The organism is Nocardia sp. CDC519 (assembly GCF_059509835.1).
This window is the reverse complement of sequence record NZ_CM183377.1, coordinates 4,610,922-4,627,197: the sequence shown is the minus strand read 5'-3', so window position 1 is coordinate 4,627,197 and position 16,276 is coordinate 4,610,922. Positions and strand designations below refer to the sequence as shown.

22 protein-coding genes are annotated in these 16,276 nt (G+C 67.9%); 17 read left to right on the top strand and 5 right to left on the bottom strand.

The window, feature by feature from the left end; translation table 11 throughout:
- Nucleotides 1-23: 23 nt before the first annotated feature.
- The 5 genes from AC5W7N_RS20710 to AC5W7N_RS20690 form a co-directional block, all read right to left on the bottom strand.
- The gene (locus tag AC5W7N_RS20710) at nucleotides 24-518 is read right to left on the bottom strand and encodes an allene oxide cyclase barrel-like domain-containing protein (protein WP_490725379.1); all 495 of its coding nucleotides are present in this window, start codon (nucleotides 516-518) and stop codon (nucleotides 24-26) included.
- A 44-nt stretch (nucleotides 519-562) separates the two neighbouring features.
- A complete protein-coding gene (locus tag AC5W7N_RS20705; protein ID WP_195021425.1) occupies nucleotides 563-1,162 on the bottom strand; it encodes a DoxX family protein in 600 nt (199 codons plus the stop codon).
- A gap of 13 nt (nucleotides 1,163-1,175) precedes the next feature.
- Complete coding sequence (locus tag AC5W7N_RS20700; protein WP_309139015.1) at nucleotides 1,176-2,153, bottom strand: RNA polymerase sigma-70 factor; 978 nt, start codon at nucleotides 2,151-2,153, stop codon at nucleotides 1,176-1,178.
- Entirely contained in the window at nucleotides 2,150-3,331 is a 1,182-nt protein-coding gene (locus AC5W7N_RS20695; RefSeq protein ID WP_228816063.1) for an NAD(P)/FAD-dependent oxidoreductase, read from the bottom strand. Before AC5W7N_RS20695 ends, AC5W7N_RS20700 begins: the two co-directional genes overlap by 4 nt.
- Before the next feature lie 335 nt (nucleotides 3,332-3,666).
- On the bottom strand, nucleotides 3,667-4,362 hold the full coding sequence (locus tag AC5W7N_RS20690) for a hypothetical protein (RefSeq protein ID WP_495922027.1): 696 nt from the start codon (nucleotides 4,360-4,362) through the stop codon (nucleotides 3,667-3,669).
- Between the two features lie 128 nt (nucleotides 4,363-4,490).
- On the opposite strand from AC5W7N_RS20690, the gene AC5W7N_RS20685 reads away from it, so the two are divergent.
- From AC5W7N_RS20685 to AC5W7N_RS20605, 17 genes are all read left to right on the top strand, one after another.
- Nucleotides 4,491-5,348, top strand: a complete 858-nt coding sequence (locus AC5W7N_RS20685) for a hypothetical protein (protein WP_495922026.1) — start codon at nucleotides 4,491-4,493, stop codon at nucleotides 5,346-5,348.
- Nucleotides 5,349-5,435: 87 nt separating this feature from the next.
- The gene (locus AC5W7N_RS20680; protein WP_495922025.1) at nucleotides 5,436-6,143 is read left to right on the top strand and encodes a GntR family transcriptional regulator; all 708 of its coding nucleotides are present in this window, start codon (nucleotides 5,436-5,438) and stop codon (nucleotides 6,141-6,143) included.
- 166 nt (nucleotides 6,144-6,309) lie between these two features.
- Complete coding sequence (locus AC5W7N_RS20675) at nucleotides 6,310-6,525, top strand: helix-turn-helix domain-containing protein (RefSeq protein ID WP_462776169.1); 216 nt, start codon at nucleotides 6,310-6,312, stop codon at nucleotides 6,523-6,525.
- A complete protein-coding gene (locus tag AC5W7N_RS20670) occupies nucleotides 6,522-6,800 on the top strand; it encodes a hypothetical protein (protein ID WP_495922024.1) in 279 nt (92 codons plus the stop codon). Before AC5W7N_RS20675 ends, AC5W7N_RS20670 begins: the two co-directional genes overlap by 4 nt.
- Nucleotides 6,800-6,949 carry a hypothetical protein gene (locus AC5W7N_RS20665; protein WP_495922023.1) on the top strand — a complete coding sequence of 50 codons (150 nt, stop codon included), beginning with the start codon at nucleotides 6,800-6,802 and terminating at the stop codon, nucleotides 6,947-6,949. Before AC5W7N_RS20670 ends, AC5W7N_RS20665 begins: the two co-directional genes overlap by 1 nt.
- On the top strand, nucleotides 6,946-7,275 hold the full coding sequence (locus AC5W7N_RS20660) for a hypothetical protein (RefSeq protein ID WP_495922022.1): 330 nt from the start codon (nucleotides 6,946-6,948) through the stop codon (nucleotides 7,273-7,275). Before AC5W7N_RS20665 ends, AC5W7N_RS20660 begins: the two co-directional genes overlap by 4 nt.
- Nucleotides 7,272-7,589, top strand: a complete 318-nt coding sequence (locus AC5W7N_RS20655) for a hypothetical protein (protein ID WP_495922021.1) — start codon at nucleotides 7,272-7,274, stop codon at nucleotides 7,587-7,589. The genes AC5W7N_RS20660 and AC5W7N_RS20655 overlap by 4 nt, the downstream gene beginning before the upstream one ends.
- A complete protein-coding gene (locus AC5W7N_RS20650; protein WP_495922020.1) occupies nucleotides 7,586-7,996 on the top strand; it encodes an RRQRL motif-containing zinc-binding protein in 411 nt (136 codons plus the stop codon). The genes AC5W7N_RS20655 and AC5W7N_RS20650 overlap by 4 nt, the downstream gene beginning before the upstream one ends.
- Nucleotides 7,993-9,042 (top strand): hypothetical protein, encoded by a 1,050-nt coding sequence (locus tag AC5W7N_RS20645; protein WP_495922019.1) that lies wholly within the window; start codon nucleotides 7,993-7,995, stop codon nucleotides 9,040-9,042. The genes AC5W7N_RS20650 and AC5W7N_RS20645 overlap by 4 nt, the downstream gene beginning before the upstream one ends.
- The gene (locus AC5W7N_RS20640) at nucleotides 9,039-11,018 is read left to right on the top strand and encodes an ATP-binding protein (RefSeq protein ID WP_495922018.1); all 1,980 of its coding nucleotides are present in this window, start codon (nucleotides 9,039-9,041) and stop codon (nucleotides 11,016-11,018) included. The genes AC5W7N_RS20645 and AC5W7N_RS20640 overlap by 4 nt, the downstream gene beginning before the upstream one ends.
- A 28-nt stretch (nucleotides 11,019-11,046) precedes the next feature.
- Nucleotides 11,047-11,688 carry a hypothetical protein gene (locus AC5W7N_RS20635; RefSeq protein WP_495922017.1) on the top strand — a complete coding sequence of 214 codons (642 nt, stop codon included), beginning with the start codon at nucleotides 11,047-11,049 and terminating at the stop codon, nucleotides 11,686-11,688.
- Between the two features lie 47 nt (nucleotides 11,689-11,735).
- Nucleotides 11,736-12,092 carry a hypothetical protein gene (locus AC5W7N_RS20630; protein ID WP_495922016.1) on the top strand — a complete coding sequence of 119 codons (357 nt, stop codon included), beginning with the start codon at nucleotides 11,736-11,738 and terminating at the stop codon, nucleotides 12,090-12,092.
- Nucleotides 12,093-12,125: 33 nt separating this feature from the next.
- Nucleotides 12,126-12,695: a hypothetical protein gene (locus AC5W7N_RS20625; RefSeq protein WP_495922015.1), complete on the top strand. Its 570-nt coding sequence runs from the start codon at nucleotides 12,126-12,128 to the stop codon at nucleotides 12,693-12,695.
- Nucleotides 12,696-12,724: 29 nt separating this feature from the next.
- A complete protein-coding gene (locus tag AC5W7N_RS20620; RefSeq protein WP_495922014.1) occupies nucleotides 12,725-14,227 on the top strand; it encodes a hypothetical protein in 1,503 nt (500 codons plus the stop codon).
- Between the two features lies 1 nt (nucleotide 14,228).
- Entirely contained in the window at nucleotides 14,229-14,699 is a 471-nt protein-coding gene (locus AC5W7N_RS20615) for a hypothetical protein (RefSeq protein WP_495922013.1), read from the top strand.
- Nucleotide 14,700: 1 nt separating this feature from the next.
- Nucleotides 14,701-15,738, top strand: coding sequence for a toprim domain-containing protein (locus AC5W7N_RS20610; RefSeq protein ID WP_495922012.1), 1,038 nt, complete (start codon nucleotides 14,701-14,703; stop codon nucleotides 15,736-15,738).
- Between the two features lie 24 nt (nucleotides 15,739-15,762).
- Nucleotides 15,763-16,188, top strand: coding sequence for a hypothetical protein (locus tag AC5W7N_RS20605; protein ID WP_495922011.1), 426 nt, complete (start codon nucleotides 15,763-15,765; stop codon nucleotides 16,186-16,188).
- The last annotated feature ends 88 nt before the right edge of the window (nucleotides 16,189-16,276 follow it).

The window sequence follows — 16,276 nt, the reverse complement described above, 5'->3', positions numbered from 1 at the left end:
CACTGCCACGGAGATAACCCGGGTCAACGGATGACCTCGGCACGCACGCGCTCGTTCGGGGTTGCGATGTCCCAGAAACGAACGGTGCCTCGCGCACTGCGATACTCGCCGGTGCCGCCCGTGATGGCCATGTCGAGCGGACTCGCACCCCTGGTCCAGGTGGACTGCATGGTCACCGATCCGCGCTCGAGCTCCATCGTGATCACGCACTGCATGAGGACGTGATCGCCGTCGACCCGCAATGTCTGGCACGAGCCGCCGCCCTGTCCTACGGTGCGTCCGTCCTGTATCGCGTTGCCGGAGAAGACATCCATATCGCCGAGACTCGGCCCCGACGGACCGAGATCGAGAGCTTCGTATCCGATGTTCTGTACCTGGAGTTCGATGACGTCGACCTGCTCCCTGGCTGGTCGCTCCGGGTCGTCTGTCGTGCTACAGCCGCCCACGGCGGCGACGATGAGCGCCGCGGCGGCGAGGCGCGTGAGTACCGTTGTGGCGCGAGTGTGCTTGACGCGCATGCGTTTTCTCCATAGTTCTGCTCGTGACAGGTTGGTCATGTTCTTCATCGCTGTTGCTCGTCGACCCAGCCGCGCTCGACGGCCCAATCGCTGGTTATGTCGGCCGTGACGGGCAGCGTCAGCAGCGAGATGGCGGACAAGGCGGCGACGAGCCCGATCGACGCGACCCATTCGCGGGTCCGCGGCCGATGCGCCGGGTCAGGGCCTGCGGCTCGCCGGTCGGCCGGCCGCAGCGCCCACGACGCGAACGCGAACGCGAGGAACATCAGCGGTGGCGCCCACGACACCGGTCCGTCGCCGAGCGCCAGATACGACACCGCGGCGCCCGCCCACAGGAAACAGACACCCGCGTACGCCCACTCCTTGAGCAGCCCGAAACCGGGAACCGCGATCGTGACGGCGGCGGCGAGGTGACACACGCCGAGGATGTAGGCGAAGTAGTCCGGGTATCCGAGGTGGTCCAGCTGGTCTTCCATCCAGTCGATGGTCAATAGGTCCCACGCCGCTCCGGCGAACAGCTCGCAGAGGATGACGAAGGTGGTGGCCCAGTAGGCGATGAGTCGGCGCCGACTACTGCCGGTCGGTACGACGGCGGCCGCCGGCCGGTCGGCCGCGTGTTGTCGGGTTTCGGTGGGAGTGTGCATCGCGGTTTACCTGTCACATCGATTCGTGGTGTGGAGTGGTGAGCCCGGTGCGTGTGTCATCGGCTGCCTGCCCTGCGGTAAGGCCGGGTTCCCGCTGCCGGCTGAGCCGGCGCGGCACGGTCACCGAGAGCAGCTTGTCCGGATTGCGGATGGCATAGATGTTGGTGATCTCGTCGTCGGTGATCTCGAACAGGAACACCCCCTCCAGCCGGTCGCCGCGGTAGGCGACCAGCGCGGGCGCGCCATTGCAATGGGCCGTCTCGATCCGCAGGCTCGGCAGCGCCCGCCCCCTGTGGAAGAGATTCACCAGGCGGGCGGCCACCGTCTGCCCGCCGACCACCGGATGGCGTGCCGCGGCGGCCTTGCCACCGCCGTCGGCGATGAGGGTGGCGTCCTTCGCCAGTAGCGCGAGCAGTCCGTCCATATCGCCGGTCATGGCCGCCGCCATGAACTGCTGGGTGATCCGGGCCGCGGTAGCGGTGTCGGCGGGTTCGAAACGCCTGCGCCTGGCCTGTACGTGCTTGCGGGCACGGTGCACGGCCTGCCGCACCGTCGGCACCGATTTGCCTACCGCCGAGGCGATGTCGTGGTGCGAGAAGCCGAATACCTCACGCAGTACGAACACCACGCGTTCGTCGGGTGTGAGCGTTTCGAGGATCACGAGCATCGCCATGGACACCGATTCGGCGAGTACCACGTCGGCCGCCGCGTCGTTCTCGTCGAGCAGCACGGGCTCGGGCAGCCAGGGGCCGACGTAGTCCTCGCGCCGTCGCACACTGGCCCGCAAGGCGTTGAGCGATTGACGGGTCACCAGCCGCGCGAGGTAGGACTTGGTGTCTCGTACCGTCGCCAGGTCGACGTCGGCCCATCGCAGATAGCTGTCCTGTAGTACGTCGTCGGCCTCGATCGCCGAGCCGAGCACCTCGTAGGCGATCGTGAACAGCAGCGGCCGCAGCAGGGTGAACCGCTCGGCGTGCTCGTCGGCGGTCACGGCGACGTGACTTCCTGTGCCGCGACCGGACGCTCGGGCCTGGCACCGCCCTTCGGCCACCTCAGCGAACCGGGCTTGCGGGCCTCGCGGCGAACCTTCGACACCCCGAGCCCGGCGGTCAGCTCCTTGATCGCCGCTCCGGGGCGGCCGCCGATGTAAGCCTTCACCGGGGTGTCGTCCTTGCGGGCGAGTTGGCGCACGCCGCTGCGCCGACCCAGACTGACGCATGCCCCGGAAAACGCCACGCTGACCACCTCGGGTTCGGTTCCGGCGAGGCGGCTCAGCACAGTGTCGGCCGCCTGCGCGCCCAGTGGCCCGGCGGCATAGGAACTCATGCGCAGCGGCACTCCCGACGGCGCCGCGGCATCGCCCGCCGCAACCACTCTGTCGTCGTCGAGGCTGGTCAGCGTCTCATCGGTGAGCAGTCGGCCGAGCGAGTCGGTGCGCAGCCCGCTGGCTCGGGCCAGCTCGGGCACGCCGAAGCCGGCTGCCCAGATGGTGATCGCGCTCGACCGCACGGCACCGCTGCCGAGCCCGACCGCGTCCGGTCGGACCTCGGCCACCTCCTCGTTGTCGAGTACACCGACACCGCGCCGGGACAGCCATGCGGCGATGGACCTGCGCCCCGGCGCACCGAACGTCGGTGCCAGGGCCCCGCCGCACACCAGGGTGACCGTGCGGCCGCGTTCGGCCAGTTCGGCAGCGGTCTCGATGCCGGTCAACCCGCCGCCCACCACGGTGATCGGAGCGTCGAGCGGCACCTCGTCGAGCCTCGCGCGCAGCCGCTGGGCGGGCTCGAACTCGGCCAGGGAGAAGGCGAATTCGGCCGCGCCCGGCACGGACGGCATCGTCGCGGTGCTTCCGACCGCGTAGACGAGGTAGTCGTAGTCCAGCGTGCTCCCGGACTCCAGTTCGACCTGGTGGGCAGCGGTATCGATGCGGGTGGCTCGGTCGACGACCAAGCGAACCTCGTCGGCCAGCAGCGTGCCGTAGTCGACCTCGGCCTCGCCGGTACCGGCCACGAACTGGTGGAGCCGGACCCGGTCGACGAATCTCGCGCGCGGGTTGACCTGGGTGATGTCCAGGCCGGGGCGCACCCGCAGCCGGTTGGCGGCCAGCGCCCCGGCGTAGCCACCGCCGACTACGACGACCTTGTTCGATGTGCTGTGTTCAGACATGCCTCCAAGACACCGTGGCCGGTCGAAACGTGACACGTCGAGATGTGACGTGCCGCACATCGCTGCGGTGTTCCACGAGGGGATCGGCATCGCCGGGGACGTCCGCGTCGAAGCTTTCGCCGTTCGGACTGTCCCTTGGTGTTTGCGCCGGAGGAGGTCTGGGTACTACCGCGGTGACCCGCAATCGGCAGGCCACCGCGGACTGGCGCCCCCGGCAGGAATCGAACCTGCGACCTAGGGATTAGAAGTTCCTGATCACTTAACACTGTGCTGACCTGCGTAGATGCAGGTCCAGTGGGTCCAAAACGGAAAAGTCCCTATCTGCTGAACATCGGTCATTCGAAGACCAGCGAGCCAAGTCCGCGGAGCATCTCTCGGGAGACCTCGACCGACGTGTGGCTGACCCCTTTGAGCGAGTCCCTGGCCGAGCGCCACTGCGGCGATGCTGTCGACTGGCCGAATAGGCCAGGGGCGCCTGGGATCGGAGCGACGTTCAACTTTGCTTGCCAGTGGTTAGCCAGCCGCTTCGCGTCCTCCAATAGCGTCTCCGGGTTCTTGTAGAGCGGGGATGGATACAGGGCGACAAGGCCCTGCTGCTCGCTGGGCAGCAGCATGTCGATGGCCCGTGATACCAACCAGGCACCCAGCCCGTAACCGGGTAGCAAGACTTCGGCACTGATGACGAGAACAAGCGGGTCTTCGTGGCTTCCTCGGAGCTCAGCCGAAGCTGGCATTTCCTCCCGTGTCCGGTCGAAGAGAGGATCGAACATGGCGCCTGCGCCGTGCTCCCGGAGCAAGCTGACGTCAATTCCACCTATCGCGGGCTGCGCCACCAGAAAGTGAGAGTGGCCGAGACAGACCCTTGCCTCGAACTTCGGCGCGATCATCACGAGCTTGGCTTGACGGTCGGCAAGCACGGCATCGCCGATCGCGGGAGCCCGGTTAAAGAGCAAGTCCGGAGACTGCAGTAGCACCCGTTCATCGCCGGCGTTGAGCATGTGCGTTGCGAGGTCATGCGGACTGATCGGCATGTCAAGAAGTGTGGCGTATCCCCGCCTGTAGCACGACACCAGCGCTCCAGGCAATGTCGATCGCGTACCGCTCAGGGTTGTCGTCCGTTCGACCCCCATCCGAAACCCGGACAGGCAAAATGAAATTCATGACCGGATTCGTGCTGACATCAGAACGCCGCGACCAGCTGGCCACACTCCTGGACGACGAACCGAGGTTCCGGGCCGAGTTCCCGAAGGTGGCCGACTATCTCGCCACGGCTCCTGGTCTCGTCGGGACCGGTGACGACGAGGTTGACCGAGCGTTTGACCTCAGGCTCCTGCACTTCATGACCGGAGGCGCGAGCGCCAATCCTTACTGGGACATCGTCGCGCCGATCGTCCAGAAGGGCCCGGCTGAGCGCGGCGGCCGGCTCGAAGCGAACGGCGGCAGGCCGAACGGATCCGCCCGGTTGGGCTACGCGCAGATGCTGCTCCAGGCCTCGTACGCGTACGCGATACCTTCACCAGAGACGTTGACGTGGATTGCTCGGCACTGCGGCTCGGCTGGCCTGATCGAGCTGGGCGCGGGTCGAGGGTATTGGGCGCAGCAACTCAACGCCTGCGGCGTTGACGTGCTGGCGTTCGATGTGGAACCGCCTGATGCAGCGGACAACGTGTCGTTTCCCAATGTGCCTGGTCAACGGAGGGTCTGGCACCCGGTCGGGGACCTCGGCGACTTTGATCGCGTAGCGGAGTCCGGAGAGCTGTCACGCAGAACGCTGTTCCTGTGCTGGCCGCCTGGCTGGGGTGACTCGATGTCGGAGGATGCGCTTGACAGGTTCTCGGCGGCGGGTGGCAAGCGCCTGATCTACATCGGGGAGCCGAAGGGTGGGAAGACCGGAACGGATGGTTTCTTCGACCTTCTGGCCGAACAGTGGCACCTGGTCGATAGCGATGATTCGTTTGTCTCATGGTGGAACCTCGGTGACGTCGCTCAGCTATGGATCCCACGCGAGCGAGCCTGACGAGCTTCGTTACCCGACTGCGGCCCTGATGGCACGAAACGGCCGGTACATTGCGTATACGCAGATTTCGACCTTACATTTGCGACATTGAAAGGGGTCCGTTTCAATATGGCCGAGCCAAGGTATGTGCAGATTGCGAACAAGTACGCCAGGGACATTCGTCGAGGCGCTCTTCCGGCCAATAGCTGGCTGCCGAGCTACGCGGAGATAGCGCGCGAGAATGATGTCTCGGAGATCGTCATTCGGAAGGCGGTCGGGCAGCTAAACCGCTGGGGCCTGGTGAAGACGGTCGAGCGCCGGGGTACCTACGTGGTCGAGCAGCCCACGCTCACCCGACTGGCACCTGAACGCCAAATGGAGAGTCCCGAAACGACTTTCGCCAACGAGTCGGGTGACTCTGTGAAGGTGGAACGCGAGATAGAACGCATCCGTGCTACCGACGAACTCGCTGGCGACTTCGGCATAGAGGTTGGCGACGAGCTGGTGCACGTCGTAACTCGTGCTTCCGAGTCCGACCAGCCAGTCTCGGTCTCGGACACCTTTCACCTGCCGGATCAGGAGACTCCCAATGCGGCGTTCTTGGAGGAGATCCTGTCCGACCGGGTGCCGCCCACGCATCATGCAGACTGGCTTGGTGTCCCGGGGGGCGATCCTGTGACAACCGTTCGCCAGCGGTTCCTGGACGCTGACGACCGCGTGTTGATGATCTCGGACGTGTCCTACCCGCCCGGGCGCTACCAGGCGTTCTCCTTCCGGATGGCTTTGGAGCCAACCCGAAAGGAGGCACCGGCCTGACCCGCCGGGGGAGTCCCCCTGCCTAAAGCAAGGGCCTGATCAGCATCGCTGATCAGGCCCTTTTCTATGTCTAGCTCCTGCGTATACGCAAACCTTGTGCGTATACGCAACTGCGTATACGCTGCTTGTGTATACACAAGCACGATGCGCTGAAGGAGCTGCATTCATGACCACAGAGCAAGGTTCGACGCACAGCCGGCAGACGCTGATCAGCCTCCGCGACGCCGCGCAACTGGCCGGGGGAGTGCATCCGACCACCGTTCGTCGGTGGGTCGACTCCGGTCTTCTCGATGGGTTCCAGGTCGGTCCGAGGCTGATCAAGGTCGACCGCGGCCAGGTGCTGGCGCTCGTGCGTCCGCTCGGGCAGGGCGGTGCCGCATGAGCACACCGACCGAGAGGACGCTGCAGGCGCGTATCGCTGCGCACGAGTCGTGGGCGAAGACCTCCGATCGAGCCGCGCGTACCGCGAAGGCGCGAGCTGCAATGACGAGCAAGTTCGATCAGCTTGTCGATCCAGACGGATTGCTGAGCCCGGAGGAGCGGGCATATCGAGCCGAGCAAGCGCGCAAAGCCCACTACACCCGGATGGCCCTGCGTTCGGCTCAGGCTCGCCGGCGTCGCTCTGGAAAGAAGTGCCGGAAGTCGGGTGAGTTCTGATGCGCGCCCGGACTTTCGTCATCGCCGTGTCGGCTGTGTCGGTTGGGTTTCTGGTGCTGGTTGCGCCGCACGTCGTCGGGTTCACCGTCATGGTGCTCGGCGCGGTCGCGTTCTACCGGGCGTCTCGTCGTTGGGGGGTGCGGCGATGAGCCAGCAGGCACCGTCTCAGGGGTTTCGGGTCACGCATTTCGATCGCGGCCGCGGTGCGGGTCATCACGCGCTGAACAGCATGGCTGGCCCAGAGTTCATGGGTACGGGCCAGGTGTTCACGCCGTTGGGGATGCTGCCGCCGGCGCTGCGACTCGGAGCGATCGCGGTGCTGCTGCTGATCGGCATGGGCGGTTGCACGGCAGCGTGGATCGACCACCAGGGCACGCAGCCGTCGCCGAACATCTGCCGCCCGGTCGATTCCGGCATTCCGCCCGAACGGCCGGGGACCTGCATCCCTGCGGCTGAGGTGGGAGCGGTCCGATGAGCACCGCAAACGATGACGCCGAGAAGTTGCGGGCGGATTACGAGCGGCTTCTGACGGTCGAGGATCTGCTGGCCGATATCACCGAGTCGGCGTGGACGTCGATCGAGCGCAAGGAGTTCGCCAATTCGACCGCGGAGTTCGCCAAGCTCGACCAGGTCAGGCCGGCGTTGCAGACGGTTCGCGCCGAGGCGCAGGAGACGTGGAACCGCTACTTCGACGCGGCTCTCGGCAAGGAGCGCGCTGACAAGATCCGCGCTCAGGCTGCCGCGCAGGTCAATGCCAAGCGGGCGTCGCGGATCGAGCGGTCGCGATGAGCAGGTTCCTGGATCCGGAGGGCCGTCGCCATGGCGGTGTGCCCACCTATCCGTGGGGTCTGGCCCCGCAGCATCTGCGGACCTTCCGGCAGTTGCGGGAGCAGGGCAAGCGGCCCGGCGGTGCGTGGGAAGCGCAGATGCTGCGCGGCCGGCGCGGTGGCCGAGAGCCGCTGCGGGCCTACCTCTATGACCCCGAGCAGGCCAAGCCGGTGCGAGCGCCGAGCCAGGCGCAGTTGGAGGCGCTGCGGATTGCCCGTTGGACGCGGTCGGCGGATGCGGCCGAGCGGCGCGGGATCGACGCCACCGACATGCGCGAAGTGATCGAACAAGCACGCCGTGATCTCGCGGCCCGCCGTGCTGGTCGCGGCCGGTCGGGGAGGTCGCGGGGAACGGAGCGAACGCGGTGAACCACAACACGAAAGGGCAGCGGTACCAGTCGCTGGAGCGGCGGCACCGGGTGCAGATCGTTGGGGGTCTGCGCGATCAGGGCATGGGTTACGGCGAGATCGCCCGCACGCTGGGGATCACGCTGGCCCAGGTCGAGAAGTGCCTCGGTGAGGCGGCGGCGCTGCGTGAGCAGGGCATGACCAAGCAGGAAGTCGCCGACGAGATCGGCGTGCCGTATGGGTCGCTGCGCCGGGTGCTGGTGGTGACCCGCCGCGGTGTGACGGCGCGGCAGAGCGCGGCGCTGGCCGCGGCGTCGGACATGCACGGCATGCAGGTCGACGTGCTGGCCGAGTTCTTCAACATCAGCCTCAGCAGCGCCTATGACCTGGCTAAGGCGCTGCGCGAGCGCGGTCTGATCCATCCGTTGGAGACGGTGCAGCCGGGTCGGGCGTGGCTGTATCCGAAGCGGGAGGTCGCCGAACGGTATCTGGGGTGGCGGCCCAAGGAGTGGCGCCCGCCGCTGATGTTCGCCAACCACTACCGTGCGGTGGCCCAGGCCCGGATCATGCTCGTCGGTTCCGACCCGCAGCTGTGGGTGTCCGAGCGCACCCTGCGCCGGCGCGCGGAAGTCGCTGCGAGCGAGACGAAGTCGGGCCAGCTGATGTTCTCCACGGGCCGGTCCCCGCAGGCCGGGCGCCCGCACGTGCACGACGGCCGGTTCCTCGGCGCGGTCGACGGCCAGCACGGGTGGTGGGCGCTGGAGGTCGAGCTGACCCGCAAGCGGGAGCCCAAAAAGATGGATCTCGCTCTTCAGGGCGCGATCCGCGCGGCCCGCGACAGCGAGGAAGAGCAGATCATCGGCCTGCTCTACCTGTGCGGGTCCGAGCCGGTGATCAACACCGTCAACGCCGCCTACCAGCGGCTTCCCCGGGAACTGGCCGAGCTGAAGCTGCTGTTCGCCATCGGCGACTTCAACGACGAGTGGACCAAGTTCCTCACCAACCGCCGCAGGACCCGCGCCGCCAAGCGCGGTCCTGTTCTTCACCTGTCCCAGGAAGCGTCATGAGCGACCCGAACTGCACCCCTGTCCTCACACCGACCGATTGCGGCCCGACCGAGACACCGGAACCGGCGCAGATGCCGACGTTTTCGCCGGAACCGCCGCCGGGATTCCCGGAGATTCCGGCGCCCCCGCCGATCGACCAGTGGCACCTGCCGGACGCGTCGAGCCTGGGCGAGATCGCCGGGAACTCGGCGGTGGTCGGGTTCGTGGTCATCGCGATCCTGATCATGGCTGTCGCGGTCGCCTACCTGTGGCCGCTGGAGCCGCACCGGCTGCGCAACTTCGCCGTCGCCGCGCTGGCGTTGCCGGTGGCGTCGGTAGTGGCCGGCGGTTCGTGGACCACCCCGCTGTCGGTGTTGTGGTCCGGCGCCGAGACGCTGGCCGGCGGGGACTGGGCGGGGCTGGCTCCGATGCTTGTGGTCGCCCTGCCCGCGGGAATGCTGGCGGCGACGTACTTCTGGGCGAACTTCCTGCTCAAGACCAACACCGTCGGGTTGAAGTCCCTCGGCCGCACCGAGCGGGTCCAGGATGCGATGGCCGCGCGGCGAGCCCGCGCCGCGGCGCGTGCGGCACGGCTGGGCGCCCCGCACAGCGCGGGTGCGGCGATCGTGCTGGGCACGCTGGCCGACCGCACCAGCTCCAAGCCGGTCGGGTTGTGGCGGGAGCTGGCCGGGCGTCATCAGCACTGGCTGACAGTGCCGCACGCCGACACCAAACGCCACCAGGCACTGTTCGGAACCACCGGCAGCGGCAAGACCGAGCTGATCAAGCGGTACGCGGTCGGGCTGTTCGACTACGAGTACCGGGCCTGGTATCGCTGGAAGGACGTGCCCGCAGCCGGCGGCAAGCACCCGCGGCCGCTGCTGGTGATGATCACCTGCAAGGGCGGTGAGGACGACCGTGTCCTGGGCTTGCAGATGCGGGATGCGTTGACCCGCATGGGTGTCAGGGCCGATCGGTTCGGGCTGGTGGTTCCGGGCTTTGACCGGATGGATATCTGGACCAAGCTGCCCGCCCGGGACATGCGCGCGATCCTGGAAGACCTGCTAATGGCGGGGGAGTCCTCCACCAGCGAGGGCCAGCACTTCGACGAGATGCGCAAACGCATCGTCTCCCTGGTCGTCGACGCCCCGATCGGGCCGCCCCGTAGCAGCGAAGAGTTCCTGGCCCGGCTCAACGAGCACAAGCTCAAAGACATCTGGAGCAACGCCCCCGATGTCGTGCGGCAGGTCGACGCCTTGCAGGCGGAGAAGGTGCCGCAGATCGACGACGCGCTGATCAAGTGCAGCAACCTGTTCGACCTGCTCAAAGACCACGACGGTCTCGGAGTGTTCGACGGCGGCAAGGACCTCGAAGACCTCGACGTGCTGTACATGACCGTCCCGGCCCTGGACAAGGACGCCGCCCGCGCCCAGGTCGCGGCCACGCTGCGGCTGGTGATGCAGCGCGCCGGCCGCACCGCCAAGGACCAGCGCCGCTCGGTGACGGTGTTCCTCGACGAAGCCTCCGCATTGACCACAAAGAAGGGATCCATCGGGCTGGAGGACATCGCCGAACGCGGCCGCTCTCAGGGTGTGGCGCTGGTGTTCTCCGGACAGGCACCCGAAAGCCTCGCCGCCGATCCGTGGTCGCTGAACCGGCTGCTCAAGGCCTGCGCCGGCGGCGTGCTGATCGGCTACTGCGAAAACGTCGGCGACCTGTGCAAACACGTCGGCTCGGTCCGGACGATGCTGCCGTCGCGGCACCTGATCAAGGGCCAGCGCACCGGCGACGAAGGCCAGGTCTCGGTCGGCGAGAAGTGGCTGGTCGACCCCGATCGCGTCCGCCAGTTCGACACCGGCGACTTCGTCTTCGCCAAGAAGGGCCGCGCCTGGTTCGGCCGTGTCGTGCCCATCGACCTCACCAACCTGAGCCGCCTGCCCGGCGCCGAACCCGCCGACGCGAAACCCGCGAAGACCGCCGCGGCTGCCGCCGCCTGATCACCCCGAACTCCCGAAAGGCCCGCTCATGCGCATCATCCGCAACTTCGACAACCACGACGACGACCACGACGCACACGACCACGGCCACGGCGGCGGCGAGCCGGCGCAGGATCCGGCCCGGCTGGCCGAGATCCTCGCCGACGAGACTGAAGCTTGGCTCGCCGACCTCGCCGCTGAAAACCCCTACACGCCCGGCCAAACCTCCGCACCGACGGAGCCTCAGCGCGACAAGCCGGTGCTGCGGCTGATCAAGCAGGCCACCGGCAACACCGAACCGCCGGTGCCGGTCGAGGACGAGCATCTGATCCCGGCGATGCGCCCGGCCACACCGACGCCGGAGCCGGCCCGGTCGACGGTCCCGGCGTGGGTGCGCGGCGCTGTGCCCGGCTCCGCCGTTGTGGTCATCACCGCTCTCGTCCTCACCGAAGGCCAGCCCGCCACCGTCGCCGCCCCGATCGGCGTCTACACGACCGGCTGGGTCGCCTACCTGGCCTGGAACGCCGGACACCGGCCCCCGATCGGCCAAGTCGCCACCACCACCTACGCCGCCATCGTCCGGCTGATCGCCGCGATCACCGGCGGAGCTGCCCGCACGATGCGCGCCGCCGGCACCCGCATCGTCGAGGCCCGTCACCGCAGCGAGACCGCCCGCACCGCCACCAACTGACCACAAGGACAGGAGAACAGCGCATGCCGAACGCCAACACAAGCCACATGGCGAAGGTTCTGCCGTTGCCGATGGTCACCGCATCCCGGTTGCGGGGCATCGAAACCCAGATCCACGCCCTGATCCACGAACTCGACACCATCCGCGCGGCCTACACAGACCTGCACCGCAACCCGGCGGCCGTCGCGGTCGACCAAGTCGGCGACGACCTGGCGCCGTCGATGGCGACGTTCGAGGTCTGCTGCCAGCTCGACGCAGCCGACCGCACCTTGCGCCGCGCGGTCGCCGACATCACCCGCGCCTACCCCTACAGCTCGCGGCTCAAGCTCACCGATTCCGCTGCCCGCCGTCGCGAGCTGGCGCTTACCGCCCGCCGCCGCACCCGCACCATCAGCGCCCACTGACCCATCCACCACAAGGAAAGGAACCGAACACCCATGAATCCCAACACCATCCGAGCCATCGGGATCGGCGCCGCCGCCGGCGTCCTCGCCGGAGCAGGTGTCGTCGGCGCTGTCGCCGCCTACGACGAGGTCCTGCTGCCGTTGCATGAGCGGTGGAGCCGCCGCCGCTACCTAACCGCCGCCGAGCGTCAGGAGCTGGAGCAGGCGCTTGCCCGGCGTCGTGCCCGCACCGACGAGTACAACGAGCGCCGTCTGCGCGAGCAGGCCGAAAAGGTCGCCAAGATCCAGCCGGGGCTGCTGAGCCAGGCATACCCGAACACCAGCGTGGCGGAGTTGACCGGCCAGCAGTTGCTGGCCGAATTCCGCCACGCCCGCCGCCAGCTGCGCCGTGTCCGCGCCGAGCAGGGCCTCGGTGCCGACATCGAGATCGAGCCGATGCCGGTGTGGCCCTACCGCGACCACCTCGAAGGACTGCGCGCCGAGTACAAGCGCCGCGTCGACGGCGGACGCGCCATCTTGGCCCGTCCCGAGCGCCGCCGGCTCGACAACGCCTGGTGGGAGGTCTGCGACCACAGCGCCGACCTGCTGCCCCTCCCCGCCTGATCACCACAACCCACGAAGGAGAACCCCACATGTCCGATCGAAGCCCCGAAGACGAAATCGCCGCCGAGGCACGCAAGTTCTGGGCGGCGCTGTCGCAGCTGAGTCAGCGCCACGCCCAAGCACGCAACTGGCTGGAGCGGCGCCAGGTCCGCAAGGAGATCTCGCGCACCCTGCGCGAGGAGCGACGCCAGGCCGACCACATGCGCAAACACCACCTGACCTGGACCACGCAGATGGTCGACCGCTACCAGGCCCACGCGCTGGCGATCGAGGCCCGCCGGCACGACCCGACCGTGGACCACGACCGCCGCGCCCGCGACGCGAAAGCCCTGGCCGAACACGCCAACGACCTGCGCGCCCGCATCGTCACCAACACCCGGTTGACCGAGGTCGAGCGCGGAATCGCCCTCGACGGACTGGACGCAGCGACCGCTTTCCCGCACTACAAGGTCGGCAACCTGTTCGACAAAGCCCACCGGGTCAAAGGCCTCGATGCCCTGCGATATCGGGCCGCGGTCGCCCGCACCCAGAACGAACTAGGCATCGCCCGGCAGGCGCCTCGCCAGCAGCTCGGCCTCGACCGGGGCCAGGTGCAGGCGCAGTTGGTCAACCGTGAGCAGCAGGTGCAGCCGCCGGCGCGTCCGACCGGGCAGTTGACCGCTGCGCAGGCCGAAGCGATCCAGGGACTGCGGACCGCTCAGTTGGCATGGAACTTCGAGGCTCCCAACGCCTCCGCGATCAAGCGCGACCACCTGACCAACCAGTGGCGTCACGCCGCGCGGGAGGCCGAGCGGGCCGGGCTGAGCGAACAGCGCATCGACTGGGAATTCCGCAACACCGAACGGAATTCGGTCTACACCGCGCAGGTGTACGCGACTCGCGGACCCGGACACGAAGTCCACACCATGCACGGATTCCACCCGAGCGAAGCCGAGGCCGTGCAGTGGGTGCACCAGCAAACGGCCGAGACACCGTGGGCACCGGGCGTGGCGCTGAAAGCCACGATCCACCAGCGCGGCAACAAAGCCCCGATCCGGATGGTCGACGGCAACCTCGAACACGTCACCGCCGGCACCGCGGCGTGGAAGGCCGAGATCGACCGCAACCAGCACGGCCGCACCGCAGCCAAGGCCGACGCTCCTGTCGACGGTGCCCCGGACAAGCGGCTGGCGGAGATGGAGCGCCGCATGCAGGTCATGCAGCGCGGCCTGGACGCCGTGACCGCCGACCGCGACGAAACCCGCTCGCTGCTCGCGCAGGCCGAGGGCCGCATCGAGGAGCTGAAGAACCGCAACATCCGCCTGGCCGCCGAGATCGGCGAGGTGCGCCGCACCGCCGGCGAGCGCGTCGAGACGCTCACCGCCGAGCGGGACAAGTACCAGACCGAGCGCGACGAGGCGGTGCAGAAGATCGCGAAATCCACCCCACGCGAGCAGCGCTACGGCAGCGCCGAGCGCGTCGCCACCTCGATGAGCGAGGACACCCAAGCCATGCCCAAACCCAACCGCAACGGATACGAAAGGACCCGCTGACATGCAGAAAGAACACGAAGAAGCCATGCGCCGCGACTTCACCGAGTACGCCAAACTCATCGACGTCGTCGAGCACTCCGATCAGGTGCCCGAGCGCCGCACGGCGATCAAACGGCGCAACGAACTCGAAGCGCAGTGGGAGTCCGGGCCACACGCCTACTTCTGGGTCGACCTGGTGCGGGCCGACGAGGGATACCGCAGGTCGCCCAGCGATTCGCTGTGGATTCGAGACACGGTCCGGCACCAGTACCCGGACTATCCGGCCTCTATCGAGGAACGCAACCTTGAGCAGGCGACCGAGCTGGCGTTCGAGCGCGACCCAGGGCTGCGCCGGATCTCGGCCGGCTACGTGTCGCGGTACGGGAAGGTGCTGTCCGACGGCAGAAAGACCGGCCGGGAGTACCCGGAGTCGATGCGCCCGAACGGCGTCGAGGCGCTGAAGCCGCGGCCGCAGGTGAGCCGGGAGCGCTGACATGGACCCGCACTCGCAGCAGCCGGGTATTTCCTGGCAGCGGATCACCGAAGCGCTCGAACGCGGCGGTTACGGTCCCGGCAAAGGATCCGGTGTCCCGGAGTCGTGGAATCGGTACCTGTGCCCGGTCCACGAGGGCGACGGACGCCACCACACGCCGAGTCTGGGCATCCGCTACGACCCGCGTCAATCCAAGACCATCGTGCGCTGTTTCGCCGGCACCCGCTGCGACGACGCCGACGTTCTGGCGCGGGTCGGGCTGCGGGTGCGGGACATGTGGGACCGCCTGCCCGACCGTAACCCGAACTGGCGCAACAACACCGGGCGCCGCACGCCGGCACCGTCGCAGCGGCAGCAGCAGCTCAGCCGGGTCGAGCAGGCGATCCGGGCTGGGCGGTTCCCGTTCCCCGCCCGCCATTTCCTCGGCGAGCAGACCGGACCGACCCGCAACGTCGAAAGCTACGTCTACCGGTGGCCGAACGGGCGGGTCGAGGGCGCGGTGATCCGGCGGGAGACCCCGCACAAACATGGGGTGAAAAAGTCGTTCACCCAGCGCCGCTGGAACGGAACGGAATGGGAGCGCACCGGTTTCGCTCCGATTCCGTTCCACCTTCCGCAACTGCTCGACGGCGTCGCCGGCGGACGTGAGATCTACATCTGCGAAGGCGAGAAGGACGTGCTTCGCGCGGAGCGGGCCGGGCAGATCGCCACCTGCAACGCCATGGGCGCCGGTAGCTGGAAACCCGAGCACGCGAAGTGGTTGCGTGGCGCGGCCCGCGTCTTTGTGGTCGCCGACCGTGACCGGCCTGGCTACCAGCATGCCGATCGCGTCGCCGAATCTATCGACCGCCTGGTGGGTGAGGTGCGGGTGGTGCAGGCCCGCGGGGGCAAGGACCTGTCCGACCACTTCGACGCCGGATATCAGATCGACGAACTCGACGCCGTCCCTTACCTGGACCGCCCCCGCCAGGCCACTCAACACCCTCAGCCGCGGGGCCGGGATGACCGTCAAGCCCGCGCTTGGTCCCGGTCCCGCTAAACCACAACGAAAGGAATCACCATCATGACCACCACCTTCGGCCAGCGCTTCCGCAACGCCGCCCGCCCCATGAGCGCGTTCGGCCGCAACAGCAAGCCCGGCACCACCGTCACCGGCTACATCGCCACCATCACCGAGGAACCGAAGCTGAAGTTCGGCGGCGCGCCCGGCGAGGTCGAACTCGACGACGACGGCCAGCCGGTCATGCAGCCGGTCATCACTCTCAACACCGCCGGGGGGCCGCGGCTGCTGTATGTGTCGTGGCGTATGGAGCAGGCCATCGGTCACGCCCTGGAGCAGTGCGGCGACGGCGTCGAGTTCGAGACCGGTGCACAGCTGTCGGTCACCTACACCGGGCCCGACCCCGACTACCCGAAGGCCCGGATGTTCACCGCCACCTACACCCCGTCGGCCCCGGCCGGCCCGGGTGCGCAGTGGGAGAAGCAGTGACCGGCGACTACGCCGGTGCGGACGTGGGGGGGGGGGGGAAAACAAGGGAACACCCCACACCAAGCAAAGGGAAGGAAAAAGGCAAAAA

Coding starts and splice junctions, on each gene's coding strand:
- AC5W7N_RS20655 (WP_495922021.1), top strand. CDS start 7,272: ATGAGCACCGCAAACGATGACGCCGAGAAGTTGCGGGCGGATTACGAG.
- AC5W7N_RS20615 (WP_495922013.1), top strand. CDS start 14,229: ATGCAGAAAGAACACGAAGAAGCCATGCGCCGCGACTTCACCGAGTAC.
- AC5W7N_RS20650 (WP_495922020.1), top strand. CDS start 7,586: ATGAGCAGGTTCCTGGATCCGGAGGGCCGTCGCCATGGCGGTGTGCCC.
- AC5W7N_RS20685 (WP_495922026.1), top strand. CDS start 4,491: ATGACCGGATTCGTGCTGACATCAGAACGCCGCGACCAGCTGGCCACA.
- AC5W7N_RS20630 (WP_495922016.1), top strand. CDS start 11,736: ATGGCGAAGGTTCTGCCGTTGCCGATGGTCACCGCATCCCGGTTGCGG.
- AC5W7N_RS20675 (WP_462776169.1), top strand. CDS start 6,310: ATGACCACAGAGCAAGGTTCGACGCACAGCCGGCAGACGCTGATCAGC.
- AC5W7N_RS20620 (WP_495922014.1), top strand. CDS start 12,725: ATGTCCGATCGAAGCCCCGAAGACGAAATCGCCGCCGAGGCACGCAAG.
- AC5W7N_RS20710 (WP_490725379.1), bottom strand. CDS start 518: ATGCGCGTCAAGCACACTCGCGCCACAACGGTACTCACGCGCCTCGCC.
- AC5W7N_RS20635 (WP_495922017.1), top strand. CDS start 11,047: ATGCGCATCATCCGCAACTTCGACAACCACGACGACGACCACGACGCA.
- AC5W7N_RS20660 (WP_495922022.1), top strand. CDS start 6,946: ATGAGCCAGCAGGCACCGTCTCAGGGGTTTCGGGTCACGCATTTCGAT.
- AC5W7N_RS20640 (WP_495922018.1), top strand. CDS start 9,039: ATGAGCGACCCGAACTGCACCCCTGTCCTCACACCGACCGATTGCGGC.
- AC5W7N_RS20690 (WP_495922027.1), bottom strand. CDS start 4,362: ATGCCGATCAGTCCGCATGACCTCGCAACGCACATGCTCAACGCCGGC.
- AC5W7N_RS20625 (WP_495922015.1), top strand. CDS start 12,126: ATGAATCCCAACACCATCCGAGCCATCGGGATCGGCGCCGCCGCCGGC.
- AC5W7N_RS20605 (WP_495922011.1), top strand. CDS start 15,763: ATGACCACCACCTTCGGCCAGCGCTTCCGCAACGCCGCCCGCCCCATG.
- AC5W7N_RS20705 (WP_195021425.1), bottom strand. CDS start 1,162: ATGCACACTCCCACCGAAACCCGACAACACGCGGCCGACCGGCCGGCG.
- AC5W7N_RS20695 (WP_228816063.1), bottom strand. CDS start 3,331: ATGTCTGAACACAGCACATCGAACAAGGTCGTCGTAGTCGGCGGTGGC.
- AC5W7N_RS20670 (WP_495922024.1), top strand. CDS start 6,522: ATGAGCACACCGACCGAGAGGACGCTGCAGGCGCGTATCGCTGCGCAC.
- AC5W7N_RS20665 (WP_495922023.1), top strand. CDS start 6,800: ATGCGCGCCCGGACTTTCGTCATCGCCGTGTCGGCTGTGTCGGTTGGG.
- AC5W7N_RS20610 (WP_495922012.1), top strand. CDS start 14,701: ATGGACCCGCACTCGCAGCAGCCGGGTATTTCCTGGCAGCGGATCACC.